This is a genomic window from Pseudomonas sp. CYM-20-01 (genome assembly GCF_023169845.1).
Taxonomy (GTDB): domain Bacteria; phylum Pseudomonadota; class Gammaproteobacteria; order Pseudomonadales; family Pseudomonadaceae; genus Aquipseudomonas; species Aquipseudomonas azotoformans.
This window is the reverse complement of sequence record NZ_AP025169.1, coordinates 5,334,466-5,353,160: the sequence shown is the minus strand read 5'-3', so window position 1 is coordinate 5,353,160 and position 18,695 is coordinate 5,334,466. Positions and strand designations below refer to the sequence as shown.

The 18,695-nt window shown below is 59.5% G+C and carries 19 protein-coding genes and 1 tRNA gene; 15 read left to right on the top strand and 5 right to left on the bottom strand.

Translation table 11 applies throughout. The features are described from left to right. Positions 1–87 precede the first annotated feature (87 nt). The 9 genes from M2497_RS24190 to M2497_RS24150 all read left to right on the top strand — a co-directional run bounded on the left by M2497_RS24190 (position 88) and on the right by M2497_RS24150 (position 7,641). Positions 88–1,527 (top strand): PLP-dependent aminotransferase family protein, encoded by a 1,440-nt coding sequence (locus tag M2497_RS24190; protein ID WP_015885400.1) that lies wholly within the window; start codon positions 88–90, stop codon positions 1,525–1,527. A gap of 104 nt (positions 1,528–1,631) precedes the next feature. Then, complete coding sequence (locus M2497_RS24185; protein WP_248483737.1) at positions 1,632–2,117, top strand: translation initiation factor 2; 486 nt, start codon at positions 1,632–1,634, stop codon at positions 2,115–2,117. 162 nt (positions 2,118–2,279) lie between these two features. Beyond that, positions 2,280–2,534: a YkgJ family cysteine cluster protein gene (locus tag M2497_RS24180; RefSeq protein WP_071491547.1), complete on the top strand. Its 255-nt coding sequence runs from the start codon at positions 2,280–2,282 to the stop codon at positions 2,532–2,534. Between the two features lie 41 nt (positions 2,535–2,575). Further along, complete coding sequence (locus M2497_RS24175; protein ID WP_248483735.1) at positions 2,576–3,181, top strand: START domain-containing protein; 606 nt, start codon at positions 2,576–2,578, stop codon at positions 3,179–3,181. A 103-nt stretch (positions 3,182–3,284) separates the two neighbouring features. After that, complete coding sequence (locus M2497_RS24170) at positions 3,285–3,521, top strand: hypothetical protein (protein WP_248483733.1); 237 nt, start codon at positions 3,285–3,287, stop codon at positions 3,519–3,521. Between the two features lie 212 nt (positions 3,522–3,733). Next, positions 3,734–4,075 carry a ribonuclease E inhibitor RraB gene (locus tag M2497_RS24165; RefSeq protein WP_058427416.1) on the top strand — a complete coding sequence of 114 codons (342 nt, stop codon included), beginning with the start codon at positions 3,734–3,736 and terminating at the stop codon, positions 4,073–4,075. A 401-nt stretch (positions 4,076–4,476) separates the two neighbouring features. After that, positions 4,477–5,886 (top strand): circularly permuted type 2 ATP-grasp protein, encoded by a 1,410-nt coding sequence (locus tag M2497_RS24160; RefSeq protein WP_092242611.1) that lies wholly within the window; start codon positions 4,477–4,479, stop codon positions 5,884–5,886. A gap of 4 nt (positions 5,887–5,890) precedes the next feature. Next, positions 5,891–6,841: an alpha-E domain-containing protein gene (locus M2497_RS24155; protein ID WP_058427414.1), complete on the top strand. Its 951-nt coding sequence runs from the start codon at positions 5,891–5,893 to the stop codon at positions 6,839–6,841. Further along, positions 6,838–7,641 carry a transglutaminase family protein gene (locus tag M2497_RS24150; protein ID WP_248483731.1) on the top strand — a complete coding sequence of 268 codons (804 nt, stop codon included), beginning with the start codon at positions 6,838–6,840 and terminating at the stop codon, positions 7,639–7,641. The genes M2497_RS24155 and M2497_RS24150 overlap by 4 nt, the downstream gene beginning before the upstream one ends. Positions 7,642–7,874: 233 nt before the next feature. Here M2497_RS24150 and M2497_RS24145 read toward each other — a convergent pair whose 3' ends face one another. Next, positions 7,875–8,681, bottom strand: a complete 807-nt coding sequence (locus M2497_RS24145; protein ID WP_248483728.1) for a cytochrome c — start codon at positions 8,679–8,681, stop codon at positions 7,875–7,877. Positions 8,682–9,327: 646 nt separating this feature from the next. On the opposite strand from M2497_RS24145, the gene M2497_RS24140 reads away from it, so the two are divergent. The 3 genes from M2497_RS24140 (at position 9,328) to M2497_RS24130 (ending at position 13,506) form a co-directional block, all read left to right on the top strand. Further along, positions 9,328–10,533 (top strand): acetyl-CoA C-acetyltransferase, encoded by a 1,206-nt coding sequence (locus M2497_RS24140; RefSeq protein ID WP_248483726.1) that lies wholly within the window; start codon positions 9,328–9,330, stop codon positions 10,531–10,533. A gap of 16 nt (positions 10,534–10,549) precedes the next feature. Beyond that, on the top strand, positions 10,550–12,697 hold the full coding sequence (locus M2497_RS24135; protein WP_248483724.1) for a 3-hydroxyacyl-CoA dehydrogenase NAD-binding domain-containing protein: 2,148 nt from the start codon (positions 10,550–10,552) through the stop codon (positions 12,695–12,697). 83 nt (positions 12,698–12,780) lie between these two features. Further along, positions 12,781–13,506, top strand: coding sequence for an amidotransferase (locus M2497_RS24130; RefSeq protein WP_248483721.1), 726 nt, complete (start codon positions 12,781–12,783; stop codon positions 13,504–13,506). Here the strand turns inward: M2497_RS24130 and M2497_RS24125 are convergent. From M2497_RS24125 to M2497_RS24115, 3 genes are all read right to left on the bottom strand, one after another. After that, on the bottom strand, positions 13,503–14,474 hold the full coding sequence (locus M2497_RS24125) for a magnesium and cobalt transport protein CorA (protein WP_248483719.1): 972 nt from the start codon (positions 14,472–14,474) through the stop codon (positions 13,503–13,505). The genes M2497_RS24130 and M2497_RS24125 overlap by 4 nt on opposite strands. Before the next feature lie 132 nt (positions 14,475–14,606). Next, the gene (locus M2497_RS24120) at positions 14,607–15,329 is read right to left on the bottom strand and encodes a 1-acylglycerol-3-phosphate O-acyltransferase (protein WP_248483717.1); all 723 of its coding nucleotides are present in this window, start codon (positions 15,327–15,329) and stop codon (positions 14,607–14,609) included. A gap of 212 nt (positions 15,330–15,541) precedes the next feature. Next, positions 15,542–16,234, bottom strand: coding sequence for a crotonase/enoyl-CoA hydratase family protein (locus M2497_RS24115; RefSeq protein WP_071493919.1), 693 nt, complete (start codon positions 16,232–16,234; stop codon positions 15,542–15,544). A gap of 320 nt (positions 16,235–16,554) precedes the next feature. Here M2497_RS24115 and M2497_RS24110 point away from each other — a divergent pair. From M2497_RS24110 to M2497_RS24100, 3 genes are all read left to right on the top strand, one after another. Further along, positions 16,555–16,644 (top strand) — tRNA-Ser (locus M2497_RS24110). A 201-nt stretch (positions 16,645–16,845) separates the two neighbouring features. After that, positions 16,846–17,754, top strand: coding sequence for a HEPN domain-containing protein (locus M2497_RS24105; protein WP_248483715.1), 909 nt, complete (start codon positions 16,846–16,848; stop codon positions 17,752–17,754). Between the two features lie 97 nt (positions 17,755–17,851). Beyond that, positions 17,852–18,040, top strand: a complete 189-nt coding sequence (locus M2497_RS24100; protein ID WP_248483713.1) for a hypothetical protein — start codon at positions 17,852–17,854, stop codon at positions 18,038–18,040. Between the two features lie 164 nt (positions 18,041–18,204). Here M2497_RS24100 and M2497_RS24095 read toward each other — a convergent pair whose 3' ends face one another. Further along, complete coding sequence (locus M2497_RS24095) at positions 18,205–18,474, bottom strand: short-chain dehydrogenase (RefSeq protein ID WP_248483711.1); 270 nt, start codon at positions 18,472–18,474, stop codon at positions 18,205–18,207. Positions 18,475–18,695 lie beyond the last annotated feature (221 nt).

The window sequence follows — 18,695 nt, the reverse complement described above, 5'->3', positions numbered from 1 at the left end:
ATTGTGGCAACTGTCCCCGTACACTTCTAAACTGTGCCGGTATGTTTCACACAAAAATAAAATACCCGTGAAATCGAGTGCTGCGTCATGACCAATCTGTTGCTTTACCAACGTATCGCCCAGCAACTGGCTGAGGATATCCGGCGCGGTGTCTATCAGCCGGGTGAGCGTGTGCCTTCGGTGCGCAAGATGAGCTCACAGCTGAACGTCAGCCACGCCACGGTGTTGCAGGCCTACGCCAACCTGGAAGACCAGGGGCTGATCCGGGCGCGGCCACAGTCCGGCTATTACGTGCACCAGACGCCAGCACTCACGGCGCCGACGCCGGACATTGCACGGGTCGAGCGCCCCGGGTTGGTCACCCGCAGCAGTATCATTCAACAAGTCTTGGGCGAATCGCGCCGCGAAGGTGTGTTCCCGTTGGGCGCCGCAGTGCCGAGCGTGGACTACTTGCCGGTACGCGCCCTGCACCAGCAACTGGCCAAGGTCACACGCTTCCAGAGCCCGCGTGCGTTCAGCTACATGTTCAGCCCCGGTTTCGAACCGCTGCGCCGCCAGGTGGCGATCCGCATGCGCGATGCGGGCGTGGTGGTGGACCCGTCCGAAGTGGTGATCACCCACGGTTGTGTCGATGCGTTGCAGATGTCGTTGCGGGTGCTGACGCGGCCTGGCGACCTGATTGCCGCTGAGTCGCCGACCTATTACGGGTTGCTGCAACTCGCCGATCTGTTGGGCCTCAAGGTCATCGAGATTCCCAGCGACCCGTCCACCGGCATGAGCCTGGAAGCCCTGCAACTGGCGGCCAACCAATGGTCGATCAAGGCCCTGGTGCTGACCACGCGCCTGAGCAACCCGCTGGGCGGCACCATGCCTGAGGAACGGCAGAAACAGTTACTGCGCCTGGCCTCGGACTTCGACATCCAGATTGTCGAGGACGATATCTACGGCGAGCTGATGTTCGAACTGGGCCGCACCAAGGCGCTGAAAGCCTATGACCGCCTGGATCGGGTCATCTATTGCTCCAGCTTTTCCAAGACGCTGTCCCCCGGTGTGCGCATTGGCTGGATGATCGCCGGCAAATACCAGCAGGAGATCCAGCGCCTGCAGATGTTCAGCACCCACTCCGCGTGCAGTGTCACGCAGATGGGCGTTGCCGCTTACCTAGAGAATGGCGGCTACGACCGGCACCTGCGCTACATTCGCCAGGAATACCGCAAGAACCTCAGCGCCTTTCAACTGGCGGTGCAGCAGTATTTCCCGGAAGGCACCCAGATGACCCGTCCGACGGGCGGCTTCATCCTGTGGGTCAGTTTGCCTGGAAGGGTCAATACCCAGGAACTGCACGTGCGCGCACTGCAACAGGGCATCAGTATTGCGCCGGGGCTGATCTTCAGTAATACGGAGCAGTTCAACCACTGTATTCGCCTGAACTGCGGCACCCCGTGGAACCGCGAGGCAGAGCGGGCGCTGATGACGTTGGGGATGCTGGCGAGCCAGTTATGCCAGGAAACAGCAGCAGGATTATGACGCTCAGAAAGGGGACAAATCCTCTAGCACACTAATCACTGTGCTTGTCATGCCGCGCACAACAAGCGAGCATATGGCCCTCTGCCGTTAATGCTGTAGGCGATATGACCTGTATTTTTCGCGCTGTTCTGGTAATTGGCCTGTTAAGCCTGTGCAACGTCGGCACAGTGCTGGCGGCAGCTCCTGTGAGTGAAACCAAGCCGGCCGCCAGTAACGAGCAGAAGCCCTCCACGAAAAAAACGGCTCCCGTTAAAAAAGCCCCAGCGGTGAAGAAACCCACCGCTGCCGCCAAAAAACGTGCAGCCAGCAAGTCCAAGGCATCCCGCGAAGTGACGCAGACACAATTGCCACCGGCACAGTTGGACCTGTCCCTGCCGTCGGACATGGTCAGGCACTTGCAGCCTATCGGTACCATGCCCAAACCCAAAAGTGTGCCCTTGCTGCCGCCGATGTTCGGTGAGAAACCCACCGACAACAGCGCCTTCCAGATCAACGGCCGCCTGCTCAGCAATGAAATGAAGCTGCAATTGCGCAACGAAGAACGGCGCGAAGTCGAAGGCGCCGCGGTGGAGTTCGAGTTCAAGCAGTAAACTTTTCCCGCAAACGTGACGCGTGCCCTCGACCATCTGTCGCAGACTGGTCAGTCACTTTTGTTTTCTGCGAAAAACCCCTGTTAACCCATTTTAAAACGGCTGTTTTAGGGCGTACTCTAGCCCGGCCATCCACATTGAGTCGTCGAGGACCTGCTGGTCATGAATTGCCGTGAAGGCTGTGGCGCTTGCTGCATCGCCCCCTCCATCAGTTCGCCATTACCGGGCATGCCACAGGGCAAACCGGCGGGCGAACGCTGCCTGCACCTATCGGTCGAACAGCTATGCCTGCTGTTCGGCCAGCCGGAGCGACCGGCGGTGTGCAGTGATTTCAAGGCGGATCTCGAGGTCTGCGGCACCGACCAGGCCGATGCGATCCGCTTGATCGGCTGGTGGGAGCAGATGACGGCGGCTTGATGGGCTTTACTATCGGAACTTCAACAATAAGGAATACAACAATGGGTTCGCTGAAACGAATGGCTGTGTTGTGCGGTTTTACGGTGTTGTTTGCTGCCACTGCCCAGGCTGAGGATTGGCAAGTCGCCAAGGACGAAGACGGTATCAAGGTGTCCCTGAGCGAAATTGCCGGCTCCAAGTACAAGGCGTATCGCGGGGTGACCACGATCAAGGCACCGGTGGCGAAGATCGTCGCGTTGCAGGAAGACGTAGTCGGTGCGTGCAAGTGGATTCATGAGTGCAAATTGCAGAAGCTGCTGAAACATGAGGGTGACGTCAGCTATACCTACACCCAGTTCAATGCGCCGTTCCCCGTCAGTAATCGTGATTCGATCCTGAAAATCACCACTGCCAAGGGTGCCGATGGCAGTGTCACTCGGACCTTGCTGGAGGTTCCTACTTATCAGCCGGAAGAAAAAGGCTTCGTACGCGTAGCCCAGGTTGAAGGCTTCTGGAAACTGGTCCCCAAAGGCGACAACCTGACCGAAGTCACCTACCAGGTGCATACCGAGCCAGGCGGCAGCGTGCCCTCGTGGCTGGCCAACAAGTTCGTGGTGGACGCTCCGTTCAACACCTTGAAAGCCTTGAAGCAACACGCGGAAAAATAACTGCAGCTGATCCGGTGCCTCCGGCCTTGAGTGGAACGTTTGTCCAGCGCTCAAGGTCCAGATATGTGTAAGCCCACACATGGGTTTTATCGAGGAGGCACCGATGCAAACGTGGCAAATTACCTTCGTTGATGATCACGGCGTGCAGACCGTGGAGCAGTTCACCTGCGAACACAAGCCCAGCCTCGAAGACGCTGCGCACATGATTCGCAACAAGCTGGTGCCCGTCGCCGCCGAACTGGACCTCAATGACCTGGAGGGCCGCAAGCCCGAGCCGACGGTCAAGATCCTCAAAGACCAGAACAGCATCCAGATCCTCGACATCTCTCCCGCCGTCTGAACATTCCCTGTAGTCCATCCAAGCGCCTCTGGTGGAGGTGATAGCTTCGCGCTACTCTGCAAACGAGATCAGCGAATGAATCGCTAGTTCTGGTCTTGTCAGCTACATGCTTGTTTTCCAGCGGTGATGTTGTTGCCGTAGTCCCCACGCCATTGCGGCGTGGGCTTCGGGAAGCACGGAAAGTCTATCCATCAATTTGAGGAGCACTTTTCATGAGCACAGCCTATCAAGAAGACATCAGCACCAATGTTCTGCGCCGCATGAAAGAAGGCGGCTTCGACTTCTCGCGTTTTCACCCCATCGAGTTCTACGCCATTTTCCCGGATGAGGAACGGGCGCGCAGGGCTGCGGGTGAGTTTCGCGGGGAATCCCTGAATGCCCAGGTGAGTGCGCGCGACGATGGCGCCTGGTACCTGGAACTGAGCAAAGTCATGTTTGCGACCTACGACGGCATAGGAGATTTCGAGCAAGACTTCGGGGCGGTGGTCGAGCCGCTGGGCGGGATCATCGAAGGATGGGGCGTGAAGCAGGAGGTGCGTGGGTTACCCATGTAGCGGCAGTTTATGAGCAACACAGCGTATCGGCTGGCCTTTGGGTCGGCCGATTTTGTTTGTGCGGTGGGAAAATAACTCGGAACTTGCGCGCTATTTTTACGCACCAAAAAAAAGGCCACCCATACGGGTGGCCTAAAGGGAAGAGCGGAGCGCTGAAGGCAGTTCAGCAGATGGGGCCGATTATCCGTAGCCTGCGCCGGGCAGTGAAATCAACTCTGACTATGCTGTTGATAGTCAAAGCCCGCATTGCGATGAAGCGTCGGGCAGTGCACCGGGCATTCTACGCACCAGGACGGTGCGAGCAGATTACGTGGTTAATTCAACTCACTGATTTTTAAGTGTTTATGCCGCTGGCACGGGCCTTGCGATGGTTCTTGCGCCCGGGTGACAAGGAGTTCGGCATGATCCGCACTTATTACGATGAAATGTACGATGGGGCAGGCCAGGTCCGACCGCATTACCGCGAGTTCGCCCGCTGGCTGGCCGAAACCCCGCCTGAATTGCTGGCTCAACGCCGGCGCGAAGCCGATTTGCTGTTTCACCGCGCCGGGATCACCTTCACCCTCTACGGGGACGAGCAGGGCACCGAGCGTCTGATTCCCTTCGACACCATCCCGCGCAGCATTCCCGCCAGTGAATGGAGGATTGTCGAGCGTGGCTGCATCCAGCGGGTCAAGGCGTTGAACATGTTTCTCGCCGACCTGTATCACGAGCAACGCATCATCAAGGCCGGGATCATTCCTGCCGAACAGGTGCTGGCCAACGAGCAATACCAACTGGCGATGCAGGGCCTGGACCTGCACCGCGACCTGTATTCCCACATCTCCGGCGTCGACCTCGTACGCGATGGCGACGGCACGTACTACGTGCTCGAAGACAACCTGCGTACACCCAGCGGCGTCAGCTATATGCTCGAAGACCGCAAGATGATGATGCGCCTGTTCCCCGAACTGTTCGCTGCCCAGCGCATCGCGCCCATCGATCACTATCCCAACCTGCTGCTCGACACGCTGAAAAGCTCAAGCCCCCTGGATAACCCCAGCGTGGTGGTATTGACGCCGGGCCGCTTTAACAGCGCGTTCTTCGAGCATGCCTTTCTCGCCCGCGAGATGGGCGTGGAACTGGTGGAAGGCGCCGACCTGTTCGTACGCGATGACCGCGTTTTCATGCGCACCACCGATGGGCCCAAGGCCGTGGACGTGATCTACCGTCGTCTCGACGATGCGTTTCTCGATCCCCTGGCCTTCAACCCGGACTCCATGCTCGGCGTGCCCGGCCTGCTCGCGGCTTATCGCTGCGGCAATGTGGTGCTGGCCAATGCCATCGGCACCGGCGTGGCGGATGACAAGTCGGTGTACCCCTTCGTCACCGAGATGATCCGTTTTTACCTGGATGAAGAACCGATCCTGAAGAATGTTCCGACCTTCCAGTGTCGTAAACCGGACGAGCTATCCCACGTACTCGCCAACCTGCCCGACCTGGTGGTGAAGGAAACCCAGGGCTCCGGCGGCTACGGCATGTTGGTAGGCCCGGCGTCCACGGCAGCGGAAATCGAAGCCTTCCGAGCGCGGATCAAGGCCAAGCCCCACGCCTATATCGCCCAGCCGACCCTGTGTTTATCCACCTGCCCGACCTTTGTCGAAAACGGCATTGCGCCGCGCCATATCGACCTGCGCCCGTTTGTGTTGTCCGGCAAGGAGACCCGTGTAGTGCCCGGCGGCCTGACCCGCGTGGCCTTGCGCGAAGGTTCGCTGGTGGTGAACTCGTCCCAGGGCGGCGGCACCAAAGACACTTGGGTGGTCGAGGACTGATGCCATGTTGAGTAGAACTGCCTCGGATCTGTACTGGATGTCGCGCTACCTGGAGCGTGCGGAAAACCTCGCACGCATGCTCGACGTCAGCTATTCGCTGTCACTGATGCCCCAGGATGGGCGCGGCGACGGCCTGCATGAACTGGCCATGCCGCTATTGATTACCGGCACCCTGGACGATTACCACGAACGTCACGGCGAACTGCACGCCGAACGCCTGTTGCACTTTTTTGCGCTGGACGCGGCCAACCCGGCCAGCATCTACAGTTGTCTCGGCGCCGCGCGGGCCAGCGCCCATGCGGTGCGTGGGCGAATTACCGCGGATATGTGGGAAAACATCAACGCCACCTGGCTGGATATTCGCGATATCGCCCAGCAGGGCCTCAGCCGTTATGGCATGAGCCGGTTCTGTGAGTGGGTCAAGGAGCGCTCCCATCTGTTCCGGGGTGCCACTTACGGCACCATCATGCGCAACGATGCTTTCCGATTTATCCGCCTGGGCACTTTTATCGAACGGGCCGACAACACGCTGCGCCTGCTGGACGCCCGCTATGAGATGGCCGGTGACCGCGCCGAGGCTGTCACCGATGGCACGGCCCACGCCTACTATCAATGGAGCGCCTTGCTGCGTGCCTTGTCGTCGTTCGAGGCCTACACCGAGATCTATCGCGATGCGCCCGGCGCACGGCAAGTCGCCGAGTTGCTGCTGTTGCGCGCCGATGTGCCACGCTCACTGCGGGCCTGCAGTGAAGAGATCGACCAGATACTCGCCAGCCTGCCTGGCATCAACGGCCGCCCGGCCCAGCGCCTGGCCGCCGAGATGGATGCGCGCCTGCGCTTTACCGCCATCGATGAAATCCTTGAGGAAGGCCTGCACGCCTGGCTGACCGACTTTATTCCTTTGGTCCGCCAGTTGGGCGACGCCATCTACAGTTCCTACCTGGAGGCGGCATGAGACTCTCCATCAGCCACGAAACCACCTACCACTATGAAGACCAGGTGCGCGCCAGCATCCAATACTTGCGCCTCACGCCCCATGACAGCGAGCGCCAGCATGTACTCAGTTGGCAACTTGACCTGCCACGCCCGGTGCGTGCCCAGGTGGACCCGTTCGGCAACATCCTGCATGTGTTGACCCTGGACGAGCCCCACGACGCCATCATCATTGGCGCGCGTGGCCAGGTGGACATCGACGAGTTGCGCGAGGCCGAGCATGAGAGCCAATCGGCGTTCCCGTTCCTGCGCTGCACGCGCCTGACCGAACCCGATGAAGCCCTGCGTGGTTTTGCCGAACAGCACTGCCATCAACGGCGCGACCGTACGGCATTGATCGACCTGATGCAGGCACTTAACCAGGCGATGGTCTACACGCCCGGCGCGACCGAGGTCGACACCTGCGCCGCCCAGGCCTTCGCCGGCCGTGCGGGCGTGTGCCAGGACCACACCCACGCGTTCCTGGCCTGTGCGCGTAGCCTGGGCATTCCTGCGCGGTATGTGTCGGGGTATTTGTACACCGAGGACAGCACGCACCTGGCCAGCCACGCCTGGGCCGAAGCCTGGCTGGATGACGCCTGGTACAGCTTTGACGTGACTAACCAACTGGCCCGCCCGGAGCGGCATTTGAAGCTGGCGGTGGGGCTGGATTACCTCGATGCTTGCCCGGTGCGCGGCATGCGCCGGGGCGGTGGGCATGAGCAGATGCATGCCAAGGTGTTCGTGGCGCCGACGCCGGTGATTTCCGTCCAGCAGCAATGATTCGGTTGCGGCGAGCGGGGTGTTGTGGCTGGCGGACTTGTTGTGGTGAGCAGATTTGCTGTGGTGAGCGGGCTTGCCCCGCGTTGGGCTGCGCAGCAGCCCCAAAACCAGGAACCGAAGAAACTCCTGACACACCGCATTCTGCTTGATCAGGGCTGCTGCGCAGCCCAACGCGGGGCAAGCCCGCTCACCACAGCAAGCCCGCTCACCACAACGCGTTCACCACCGGATGTTTAAGGTTGCTGTTTACGCCCGGCCATATGCTTCAAATACCCCACCAACAGATCCAGCTCACCGTCCGGCAACACGCTGGCCGCGAACGCCGGCATCTTCGCCTGTGGCCAACGCCGCAAACTCTGCGGGTCGCGGATATAGCGCTTGAGGAAATCACCGCCAAAATACTCGGTGGGGTTGTAGGGGATATTCAGGTCCGGTCCCACCTGGGCGTCTCCGGCGCCATTGATGCGGTGGCAGGCCAGGCAGTTTTTCTGGAACAGGGCAAAACCCTGGTTGATCGGGTCGTTGGCCGCCAGCTTCGGATCCGGCAACAACGCCGGAAAGCGCTCCGCTACCGTGTTCAACTGCTTGATCCCGGAGATCTGGAACGGCCACTGCTCAGGGCTGATAGCCCCGGCTTGCGGGTCGGTCCACACCAGGTAGAACGGCCCGGCACTGGGTTTGCCCTGCGCCAGTGCCGGCCAGGGTTGAGCAGGATCCTCCACCGCCAGCCAAGCACGTGCACCCTGTTGTTCCAGCAACGGCGCGGCGGTGAGTTCGGCGGCGAATCCATCCAGGGCAACCGCTTGCAGATGGCTCTCGGGTTTCAAACCCGGTAGGAGCACGGCCAGCGGCACTGCGCGATAACTCATGCTGCGCTTGTAGGAGACGTCATCGTCGATCTGCACCGTCTGCGCTTGCGGGTGCTTGAGCAAGTCGGCGGTCTGCCAGGTCTTGCGGGAGTGGTTGAGTTCGATGGTCAATTGGGCCGCCGCAGTGGGGAGGCTGATGAGCAAGGCGAGGAGGGCAAGGATGGCTTTCAAGAAAGGGCCCGGTGTCGAGTGGCGATGCTGCTCACGATACCGCAAATCTGCACGCAAAAAGACAGCCCCTGCCGGACCGCTATGCGCAATGTCCTGGCAGGCGCTGCCAAAAGCTGCAAACCCGGTGCTGTGAGTGCACGGAATGTGGGTGTGGAGGTGTCACCCAATAACCTTGGTCAAATTGGGCAAGATCAGAATCAGTGTGGTGGCGAAAAGAATGAGTCCCGCCTGACGTACTTTCGAATGTTTGAACATGGCTGACTGCCTTTTGTTGTTATTCCTGAGCGTCAAATGCGTGCCGGTCTTATTTCAGTATGGCGAGATGACGTGTCGCTTTTCTTACAGTTGCTCCAGCAAAACCCGGCAGCAACTTCTTACTGATTCAACCTTAGAGCCCTCGTTCTTCGCGGCTTAGACTCATTTCATATCAGCTAATCAGAATTTCAGCTTAAAAAGGCATGAGGCATATCGCCATCTTGGCGCCAATGCCTTGGCTAGACAGCTAAAACGATTAATCAGGTGATTACCTTAGGTGCCTACCGTTCGTCCGAGCGAGGGGGTCAAAAGCAATGAGCGCATCCGTCATTGAAACCGTGTCAATCGGGCCTAAGGTAGAGGCACACATGCACACTGGTTCGAGGACGTCATGACCCAAGCGTTGATCTTTGATGCGATACGCACCCCCCGTGGCAAAGGCAAGGCGGACGGTGCCCTGCACAGCGTCAAGCCGGTGAACCTGGTAGCCGGCCTGCTCACGGCGCTGGCCCTGCGCAGTGACTTGGACACCCACCAGGTGGACGACATCGTGCTCGGCTGCGTGACCCCGGTAGGCGACCAGGGCGCCGACATCGCCAAGACCGCCGCGCTGGTGGCGGACTGGGACATCAGCGTCGCCGGGGTCCAGGTCAACCGCTTCTGCGCGTCGGGCCTGGAAGCGGTCAACCTGGGGGCGATGAAAGTCCGCTCCGGCTTCGAGGATCTGGTGGTGGTCGGCGGCGTCGAGTCCATGTCCCGCGTGCCCATGGGCAGTGACGGTGGCGCCTGGGTGCTCGATCCGCAGACCAATATGCACAGTCACTTCACCCCACAGGGTATTGGCGCGGACCTGATCGCCACCCTGGAAGGTTTCACCCGCGAGGACGTCGACGCCTTTGCCCTGCATTCCCAGCAGAAAGCGGCGAGGGCGTGTGCAGACGGTTCCTTCAACAAGTCGCTGATCGCGGTGCAGGACCAGAATGGCATCGTGCTGCTGGACCATGACGAATTCATTCGCGGCGACTCCACCCTTGAAGGCCTCGGCAAGCTCAAGCCGAGTTTCGAAATGATCGGGCAGATGGGCTTCGATGCCACCGCGTTGCGTGTCTACAGCCACGTAGAGCGCATCCATCACGTACACACCCCCGGCAACAGTTCCGGCATCGTCGATGGCGCCGCGCTGATGTTGATCGGCTCCGAGGCCAAGGGGCGCGAGCTGGGCCTGCAACCCCGGGCGCGTATCGTCGCCACAGCGGTCACCAGCACCGACCCGACCATCATGCTCACCGGCCTCGCGCCCGCCACGCGCAAGGCCCTGGCCAAGGCCGGACTGCGCGTTGAAGACATCGACCTGTTCGAGGTCAACGAAGCGTTTGCCTCGGTGGTGCTCAAGTTCATCAAGGACATGGGCATCGACGCCGCACGCGTGAACGTCAACGGCGGCTCGATTGCCATGGGGCACCCGTTGGGCGCGACCGGCTGCGCGATCCTCGGCACCCTGCTCGACGAACTCGAAGTACGCCAGCAGCGCTATGGCCTGGCCACCCTGTGTGTCGGCGGTGGCATGGGCATCGCCACCATTATCGAACGCCTCTGAGCCCAAGGAACTTGTCATGACCCAAGCCATTCGTTACGAAAAAGGCCAGGACGGCATCGTGGTGCTGACCCTCGACATGCCCGGCCAGATCGCCAACACCATGAACGCAGTGTACCGCGAGGCCATGGCGGCTACGGTGGAGCGCCTGGAGGCGGAAAGGGATAGCATCGCCGGCGTCGTCATTACCTCGGCGAAGAAGACGTTTTTCGCGGGTGGCGACCTCAATGAACTGATCAAGGTCGACAAGGCCCACGCCAAGGATTTCTACGACGGTGTACGGGTGTTGAAAGCGCAACTGCGGCGTCTGGAAACCCTCGGCAAGCCCGTGGTGGCCGCGATCAATGGCGCGGCGCTGGGGGGCGGCTGGGAGATTTGCCTGGCGTGCCATTACCGCGTTGCGCTGGACGACAAGTCGGTGCAGTTGGGCTTGCCGGAAGTCACCCTGGGCCTGCTGCCGGGCGGCGGCGGGGTGGTGCGCATGGTGCGCATGCTCGGGCTGGAAAAGGCCTTGCCGTATTTGCTCGAAGGCAAGAAAGTGCGGCCGCAACAGGCGCTGCAAGCCGGCTTGATCAACGAGCTGGCGGCGGATCGCGATGAGTTGCTGGCCAAATCCCGAGCCTGGATCCTGGCCAATCCGGACGCCAGGCAACCGTGGGACAACAAGGCCTACCAGATTCCGGGCGGTACACCATCGAACCCAAAAGTGGCGCAGATGCTGGCCATTGCGCCGTCGATTTTGCGCAGTAAAACTAACGGCTGTTTCCCCGCGCCGGAGAAAATTCTTTGTGCGGCCGTCGAAGGCGCCCAGGTGGACTTCGACACCGCGCACCTGATCGAAACCCGTTACTTCACCGAGCTGGTGACGGGGCAGGTCGCAAAAAACATGATCGGCACCTTCTGGTTCCAGCTCAACGAGATCAACGCCGGCAGTTCGCGGCCGCAAGGGTTTACACCGTATGTCACGCGCAAAGTCGGTGTGCTGGGCGCCGGGATGATGGGGGCGGGCATTGCCTATGTCAGCGCCAGCGCCGGTATCGAGGTGGTGCTCAAGGACATCAACCTGGCGGCCGCCGAGAAGGGCAAGGCGCATTCGGCGGTGCTGCTGGACAAGAAGGTCAGCCGTGGGCAATTGACCGCCGAGCAGCAGGAAACCGTCTTGGCGCGGATTCGTCCTACGGCATCCGATGCTGATCTGGCAGGCTGCGACCTGATCATCGAGGCGGTGTTCGAAGACCGCGAACTCAAGGCCAAGGTCTCGGCCGCTGCGCAAAGGGTGGTCGGCGCCGACGCTGTGATCGCCTCCAATACCTCCACCTTGCCCATCAGCGGCCTGGCCACGGCAGTGCCGGATCAAGCCAAGTTCATCGGCCTGCACTTTTTCAGCCCGGTGGACAAGATGCCGCTGGTGGAAATCATCAAGGGCGCGCGCACCAGTGACGAGACCCTGGCCCGTGGTTTCGATTTTGTCCTGCAAATCAAGAAAACCCCGATCGTGGTCAACGACAGTCGTGGCTTCTTCACCTCGCGGGTGTTCGGCACCTTCACCAACGAAGGCATCGCCATGCTCGGCGAAGGCGTGGCCGCGCCGATGATCGAGACCGAAGCCCGCAAGGCCGGCATGCCGGTGGGCCCGCTGGCGGTGTCTGACGAAGTGTCCCTCAGCCTGATGAGCCATATCCGACAGCAGACGGCCAAGGATCTGCAGGCGGAAGGCAAGGCGCTGCCTACGCACCCGGCGACAGCGGTGATCGATCTGTTGGTCAACGAATACAAGCGCGCGGGCAAGGCGGCGGGAGGCGGTTTCTATGAGTACCCCAGCGGCGGGCAAAAGTACCTGTGGCCGGAGTTGAAAAGCCGCTTTGAGCGACCTGATCAGCGCATCTCGCCGCAGGATGTACGCGACCGCCTGCTGTTTATCCAGGCGATCGAGACGGTGCGCTGTTTGGAAGAGGGGGTGTTGATGTCCACGGCGGACGCGAACGTGGGGTCTGTTTTTGGCATTGGTTTCGCGGCCTGGACCGGTGGTGCGTTGCAGTTCATCAACCAATATGGGCTGAAGGACTTTATCGCCCGCGCTCGCTACCTGGCTGAACAGTATGGCGAACGTTTCATGCCGCCGGGGTTGTTGCTGGAGAAAGCGGCGCAGGGTGAAGTGTTCCGGTGAAGCTGGGGGGCTTGCCTTGAAGGGGTATTTCAAGGCAGGCTCTGGGGTGTGCAATATTCCCATCACCGTGTCAGGTATTTTTTATGTCGCTACGCGTCTGTATCCTGGAAACCGATATCCTGCGTCCAGGCTTGATCGATCAATACCAAGGGTACGGGCAGATGTTCAAGCGCCTGTTCGCCAAGCAGCCGATTCCCGCCGAGTTCGTGGTGTACAACGTGGTGAACGGTGAATACCCCTCGGACGACGAAGTGTTCGACGCGTACCTGGTCACCGGCAGCAAGGCCGACTCCTTCGGCACTGACCCATGGATCCAGACTCTCAAGACCTACCTGCTCGACCGTTACGAGCGTGGCGACAAGCTGCTCGGCATCTGCTTCGGTCATCAATTGCTGGCACTGTTGCTGGGCGGCAAGACCGAGCGCGCCGGCCAAGGCTGGGGAATGGGCATTCACGACTACCAGCTGGATGCCAAGGCCCCGTGGATGAGCCCTGAAGTACCGGAATTGACCCTATTGATCAGCCATCAGGACCAGGTGACCACGTTGCCGGAGAATGCCACCGTCATCGCCTCCAGCGCGTTTTGCCCGTTCGCGGCGTATCACATCGGTGACCAGGTGCTGTGCTTCCAGGGACACCCGGAATTTGTCCATGATTATTCCCGCGAGTTGCTGGAGATTCTTCAGACAACCCTGGGCGAAAAGGTCTACACAAACGGCGTAGCCAGCCTTGAGCGCGACCACCACGGTGCAACCGTGGCGGAATGGATGATGCGGTTTGTGGCGCACAAGTCCGAAGCTCAGGTTTAAAGCCAACCCGACCGTTTGAAACTGGCCCACAACCCCGTGCAACCCGTGGCAATGAGCCCGAGCACCGCAAAATAGCCGTAGTGCCATTGCAGCTCGGGCATGTTCTGGAAATTCATCCCGTAAATCCCCGCCACCGCGGTGGGGAATGCGAGGATCGCCGCCCATGCGGCGAACTTGCGCTGCACCACGCTCTGGCGCGAAGCCTCCAGTAACACACCGATTTCGATGGTCTGGCTGGCGATATCGCGCAGGGTGGTGAGGTCTTCCATCTGCCGCGTCACGTGAATCTGCACGTCACGAAAGTACGGGCGCATGTTCTTGTCGATGAACGGGAAGCTGAGCTTCTGCAGCTCCTGGCTGATCTCCACCATCGGTGCCACGTAACGCTTGAGCCGCAGCACATCGCGGCGCAAACCGTGGAGGTTCTGGATATCGCGCTCGCTCAACGAACTGCACAACACGTTGCGCTCCAGTTCATCGATCTCGGCGTGGATCGCTTCGCTCACCGGCTGGTAGTTCTCGGTGACGAAATCCAGCAGCGCATACAGTACGAAATCTTCCCCATGCTCCAGCAACAGCGGCCGCGCCTCACAACGCTGGCGCACAAAGCCGTAGGACGCCGAGTGCCCATTGCGGGCGGTGATGATGTAGCCGTTGCCGGCAAAAATATGGGTTTCGATAAACTCCAGCTTGCCGTTCTCGCGCACCGGTGAGTAGGTGACGATAAACAGCGCATCGCCGAAGGTTTCCAGCTTGGGGCGGCTGTGTTTTTCCAGGGCGTCTTCGATGGCCAGTTCATGCAGGTTGAACTGGCGTTGCAGGTTGGCCAGCTCCTGGGCGTTGGGTTCTTCCAGGCCGATCCACACAAAGTGGTCGGGTTTGGCGGCCCAGGCCGCGCCTTCATCGAGGGTGATATCCGAAACTTTCTTACCGGCGCTGTAGACGGCGGCCGCAACAACTCTACCCATGGTGCTGATCGCTTCTTATTGGGATGACAGGTGTTGGGCAGCTTAGCCTGAATGGCGTTCCGTCGTTGCATCGAGCATTTTGTGGTGAGCGAGCTTGCTCGCGCTGGGGGGCGAAGCGCCCCCCAGCAGTGTTCAGGCAGCCCGCAACTCGCGGTCCATCTCGTCAATACAGGCTTCCATCTGCGCATGACACGCCTGCATCAACGCCGGGATGTCATCCGAAGTCAGGCCAACGGTAGGAATCGGCGGCAACGACCGTATGAGCACACCCCCGCTGTTCCAGCGATTGAGCTGCATATGTGTCACGTAGTTACTGACACACACCTGCACAATCGGCACACCCGCCGCAATCGCCATATGGAACGCGCCCTTCTTGAACGGCAGCAACCCTTGGCCCAGGTTGCGCGTGCCCTCCGGAAACACCCAGATCGAAGTGTCTTCGTGCTGCAACGTGTGGGTGGTGGTAAGCATCGCCCGGCGTGCCTTGTGCGCATTGCCCCGGTCAATCAACACATTGCCCGCCAGCCAGAACAACTGGCCGAACAGCGGCACCCACTTCAGGCTTTTCTTGGCGATGCACACCGTGCGGTAGGGCACTACGGTGCCGAACACAAACAGGTCATAGTTGGACTGGTGGTTGGCGATGATCACGCAGGTGCCGGGCTTGTTGCGCAGCGAGTCCACATCGGCCTTCACGTTGAGCCGCAGGATCCACATGGCCGGCAGCGCGTACAGGCGTGCGCACAGGCGACTGTTGTCCGGGTTGAACGGCCGGCACACACCAACCAGCACGCCGAGCACGCCGGCAAGCATAAAGTGCAGGCCCATCAACAACATACGCAACAGGAAAAGCATCGACACGGCCCACCGGCACAAAAGGTGGCGCAGTGTACGGTTGTGCACTGTATTCGGCAATTACCCCGGTAGAGGTAGGAGATAGGCGATGTTTAAGCGCATGTTTCAACATCTGTCGATACGGGCAAGCTAGAGCGGCTGAAGATGATTCGGAATTGGTTGTAAGAAAAAGCCCGACTCAAGGTCGGGCTTTGGTACATCACGCGTAGGGCTTAACTCAGGATATGCCCCTGGTCCTGGATGATGGCGTCGTCCAAGGCTTCCAACAGTTCTTTACGGACTTTCAACTTGGTGTGCTTGTGGGCGTTCATGTTGAGCTTCTTCAACTGACGCGCCGCTTCCAGCGCCGCCGCGTGCAGCTCTTCCGGTGCCACCACTTTGTCGAGGAAGCCGGCTTGCAACGCGCCCTGCGGGTCAAACATCTCGGCATTGATCACCGAACGATGAAACGCCGACTTGCGCAGGCGATCCCGCGCCAACTCGATACCGGCGTGGTGCATGGTCATGCCAATCGCCACCTCGTTCAGGCCAATGCTGAACGGGCCATCCACCCCAATCCGATAGTCCGCCGACAACAGCAAAAAGGCGCCCTTGGCCACCGCGTGTCCTGGGCACGCCACAATCACTGGGAACGGGTGCGACAACAGGCGACGCGCCAACGTTGAACCGGACGTCACCAGACCGATGGCCTCTTTGGGGCCGGCGGTCATCACCTTCAAATCATAACCCCCCGACAAAATCCCCGGCGTGCCGGTGATCACCACCACCGCCCGGTCCTTCTCCGCCTGGTCCAGCGCTTCATTAAAGGCACTGACCACCGCCGGAGAAATGGCATTTACCTTGCCGTTGCTCAAGGTCAGGGTCGCGATACCGTCTTCGAGGTGGTAGGCAATCAACTCACTCATGACGCGGTTCCTTGTAGGACTTGTTATAGAAGAATGCAGCAGACGTTACCCACCACGCCCGCCCCGGTAAAGCGCTGTGACTGACTGGCCGGTCAGGCTTTTGCCCTGCACAGCGCATCGGAATGCCTGGCGCAGGGCGCAATCGCCGCCCCAGGCGTCTACCGCCGATGCCTGAGAATGGCACAATCACCGCCCGTTGCCGGGCGGTGAGCGGCATAACCGGCTAAGCGCATGAATATTCTGAAAAAAACCTTTGCCATCAGAAAGGCTTTCGACTACATTAGCGCGCCTCGACAGACTGAACTGGTTTGACGAGATACGGTGAAGTGTCCGAGTGGCTTAAGGAGCACGCCTGGAAAGTGTGTATACAAGAAATTGTATCGAGAGTTCGAATCTCTCCTTCACCGCCAAATTACGAAAACGCAAACCCCTGATTTTCCTAGAGAAAGTTGGGGGTTTGTGGTTTTTGGCGTCCAAAAAAAGGCTCCATGGGACCGTCATGGGACTGGTGCGTTATTTTGGTGCGAAAGTTGGCACTGACGGATGAGTTCACAGTTACCTATTTTTAGGGTGCTGCATGATGAGCTGCCAGCCACTGGGGAGAGGATCAAATGGATGTTCTAGAGCATTTTCGTCAAAGGAAGGATTCCGCCAAAGAGCGCCTGGCGAAGCTGGGTGGCGCCCCTGAGCTCTGCTTCGCAGTGTCGGGCTTGTCTGTAGAGTGCGACAAATATGATTTTTCCCGCGTTGCAGTTCTGAGAAGGGTTGAGGCACCCCCAGGTGAGATAGAACTTGCACAAGCGCTGCACCGAAAGTCTTTGTTAAGTGCAGTCGCACGCCACATGCCCTCGGTAACTCACGAACTTGCCGTAGCGTGCGATGGGGAAATATTCGATCAATCGAACATGAACCTCGGTTGGTGGATCATTTCAGCGCTTCGCACGCGTTCCCAAGTTGACATATTGGTGCCGGCTGTGGCGGACGTATCATGGGATGTAATTCCCGCAGTAGAAGCCGACGCTTGCCGGATCCAGCTACTTGAAGACGTGCCGGCAGCACGTAGGTTAGATGTTCGGACAGCCGTATCAGTCGATGCGTTGGACTGGGTGGATGCTCAATTAAAAAGTTGGATCAATTTGCTGGAGCGACCCGCTTTCCGGCTGGCTGTAGATGCCATGACCACGCATCACCATCATGCCAACTTAAGGATGTCAGCCGCGGCCCTCTGGTCTGGCTTTGAGGCCCTATTTGGAATTAATTCTGAGCTTCGTTTTCGCCTTGCGTTGTTGGCAGCTGCCTACCTGGAGGATCGAGGGCCAGAGAGGGTGAGCCTCTACCGGCGCATCAAAAAACTCTACGATTACCGCTCAAAAGCTGTGCATGGTGGGGCCACGACGGACGAGATGCTTGTCGACCATATAATTGAGGTCCGTTGCCTCTTGTCACGTTTGCTCTGTCGGATGACCGAGCAGAGTTGCCAGCCGTCAATAGACGAATTTGAGGTTTTGTTGTTGAGCTGAGCTTTAGGGAGATTGGATATAAAGCGTCTGGTCAGCGAAATGGAAACCCAGCCCGGCCGACTACACTGGATGGCTCAATCCTCAAGGAGCTAGACCGATGCAGATCAATGAAGCGGTGGAGGTGGTGGAAGAGTTGCACACGGCGCAGGCCAATCGGCGCTTGGCTGACGGCTGGACACTGTTAGCTGTTGTGCCCGGTTATGACCACCTTAACGCGCAGGCGGTGGCCTGCTATGTGCTTGGCAGGCCAGCGGAACCCGGCAGAGGCGTCTTTGATGGCGACTGAGGCAACACTGCCTTACCAATAACGCCGCTTATGTTCAATGGCCCCCACATCTGTGCCAAGTGTGGGGGCCTTTTCACGGCCCTCGGAAACCAGCACCCCTTGGATTGGTATACCGAACCAAGGGAAACTGGCAGCTATAGTCCTAAAGCGGCATGCAATATCTTCTAAGGCTGCGATACATCCATTCGCCGCTCTATGATATCCAGCAAGTCACACCCATCCCGCAACGGGATAGAGCACAGTAAAGCAAAGTCGCTGAGTACCACCGCATCGCTGCTTATCTCACTACGCAGCGCAAGGTTCTCAAGCACCTGCGTCACAGCACGAAGTCGATAGTTCGCAGCGTCGAGGAGGATTTCAAGCGGGACGGTTGTGTCGACAAAAAGGGCGGGTGTGGTGCTGTCGTTGCTGGTGAGGGCCATGTATTGGTTCATGCGTTAAGTCCGTTCACTTAGGGGGGGAGCCACGCATTTGTCGCCAAACAAAAGGTGGCAGCTGTACGCAGGTTGGCGAACCGGGACAAGAACGGACAAAGACCGGCAGACCCGAAGGTCTCCCACGCACAGCCACCATGGAGCAGCTTATTGCGTACAGGGGCATCCCGCAAATCTGCCGGGAGGCTTCTGCCGTCTTGTAGTCGGGTCGCCAAACCCAA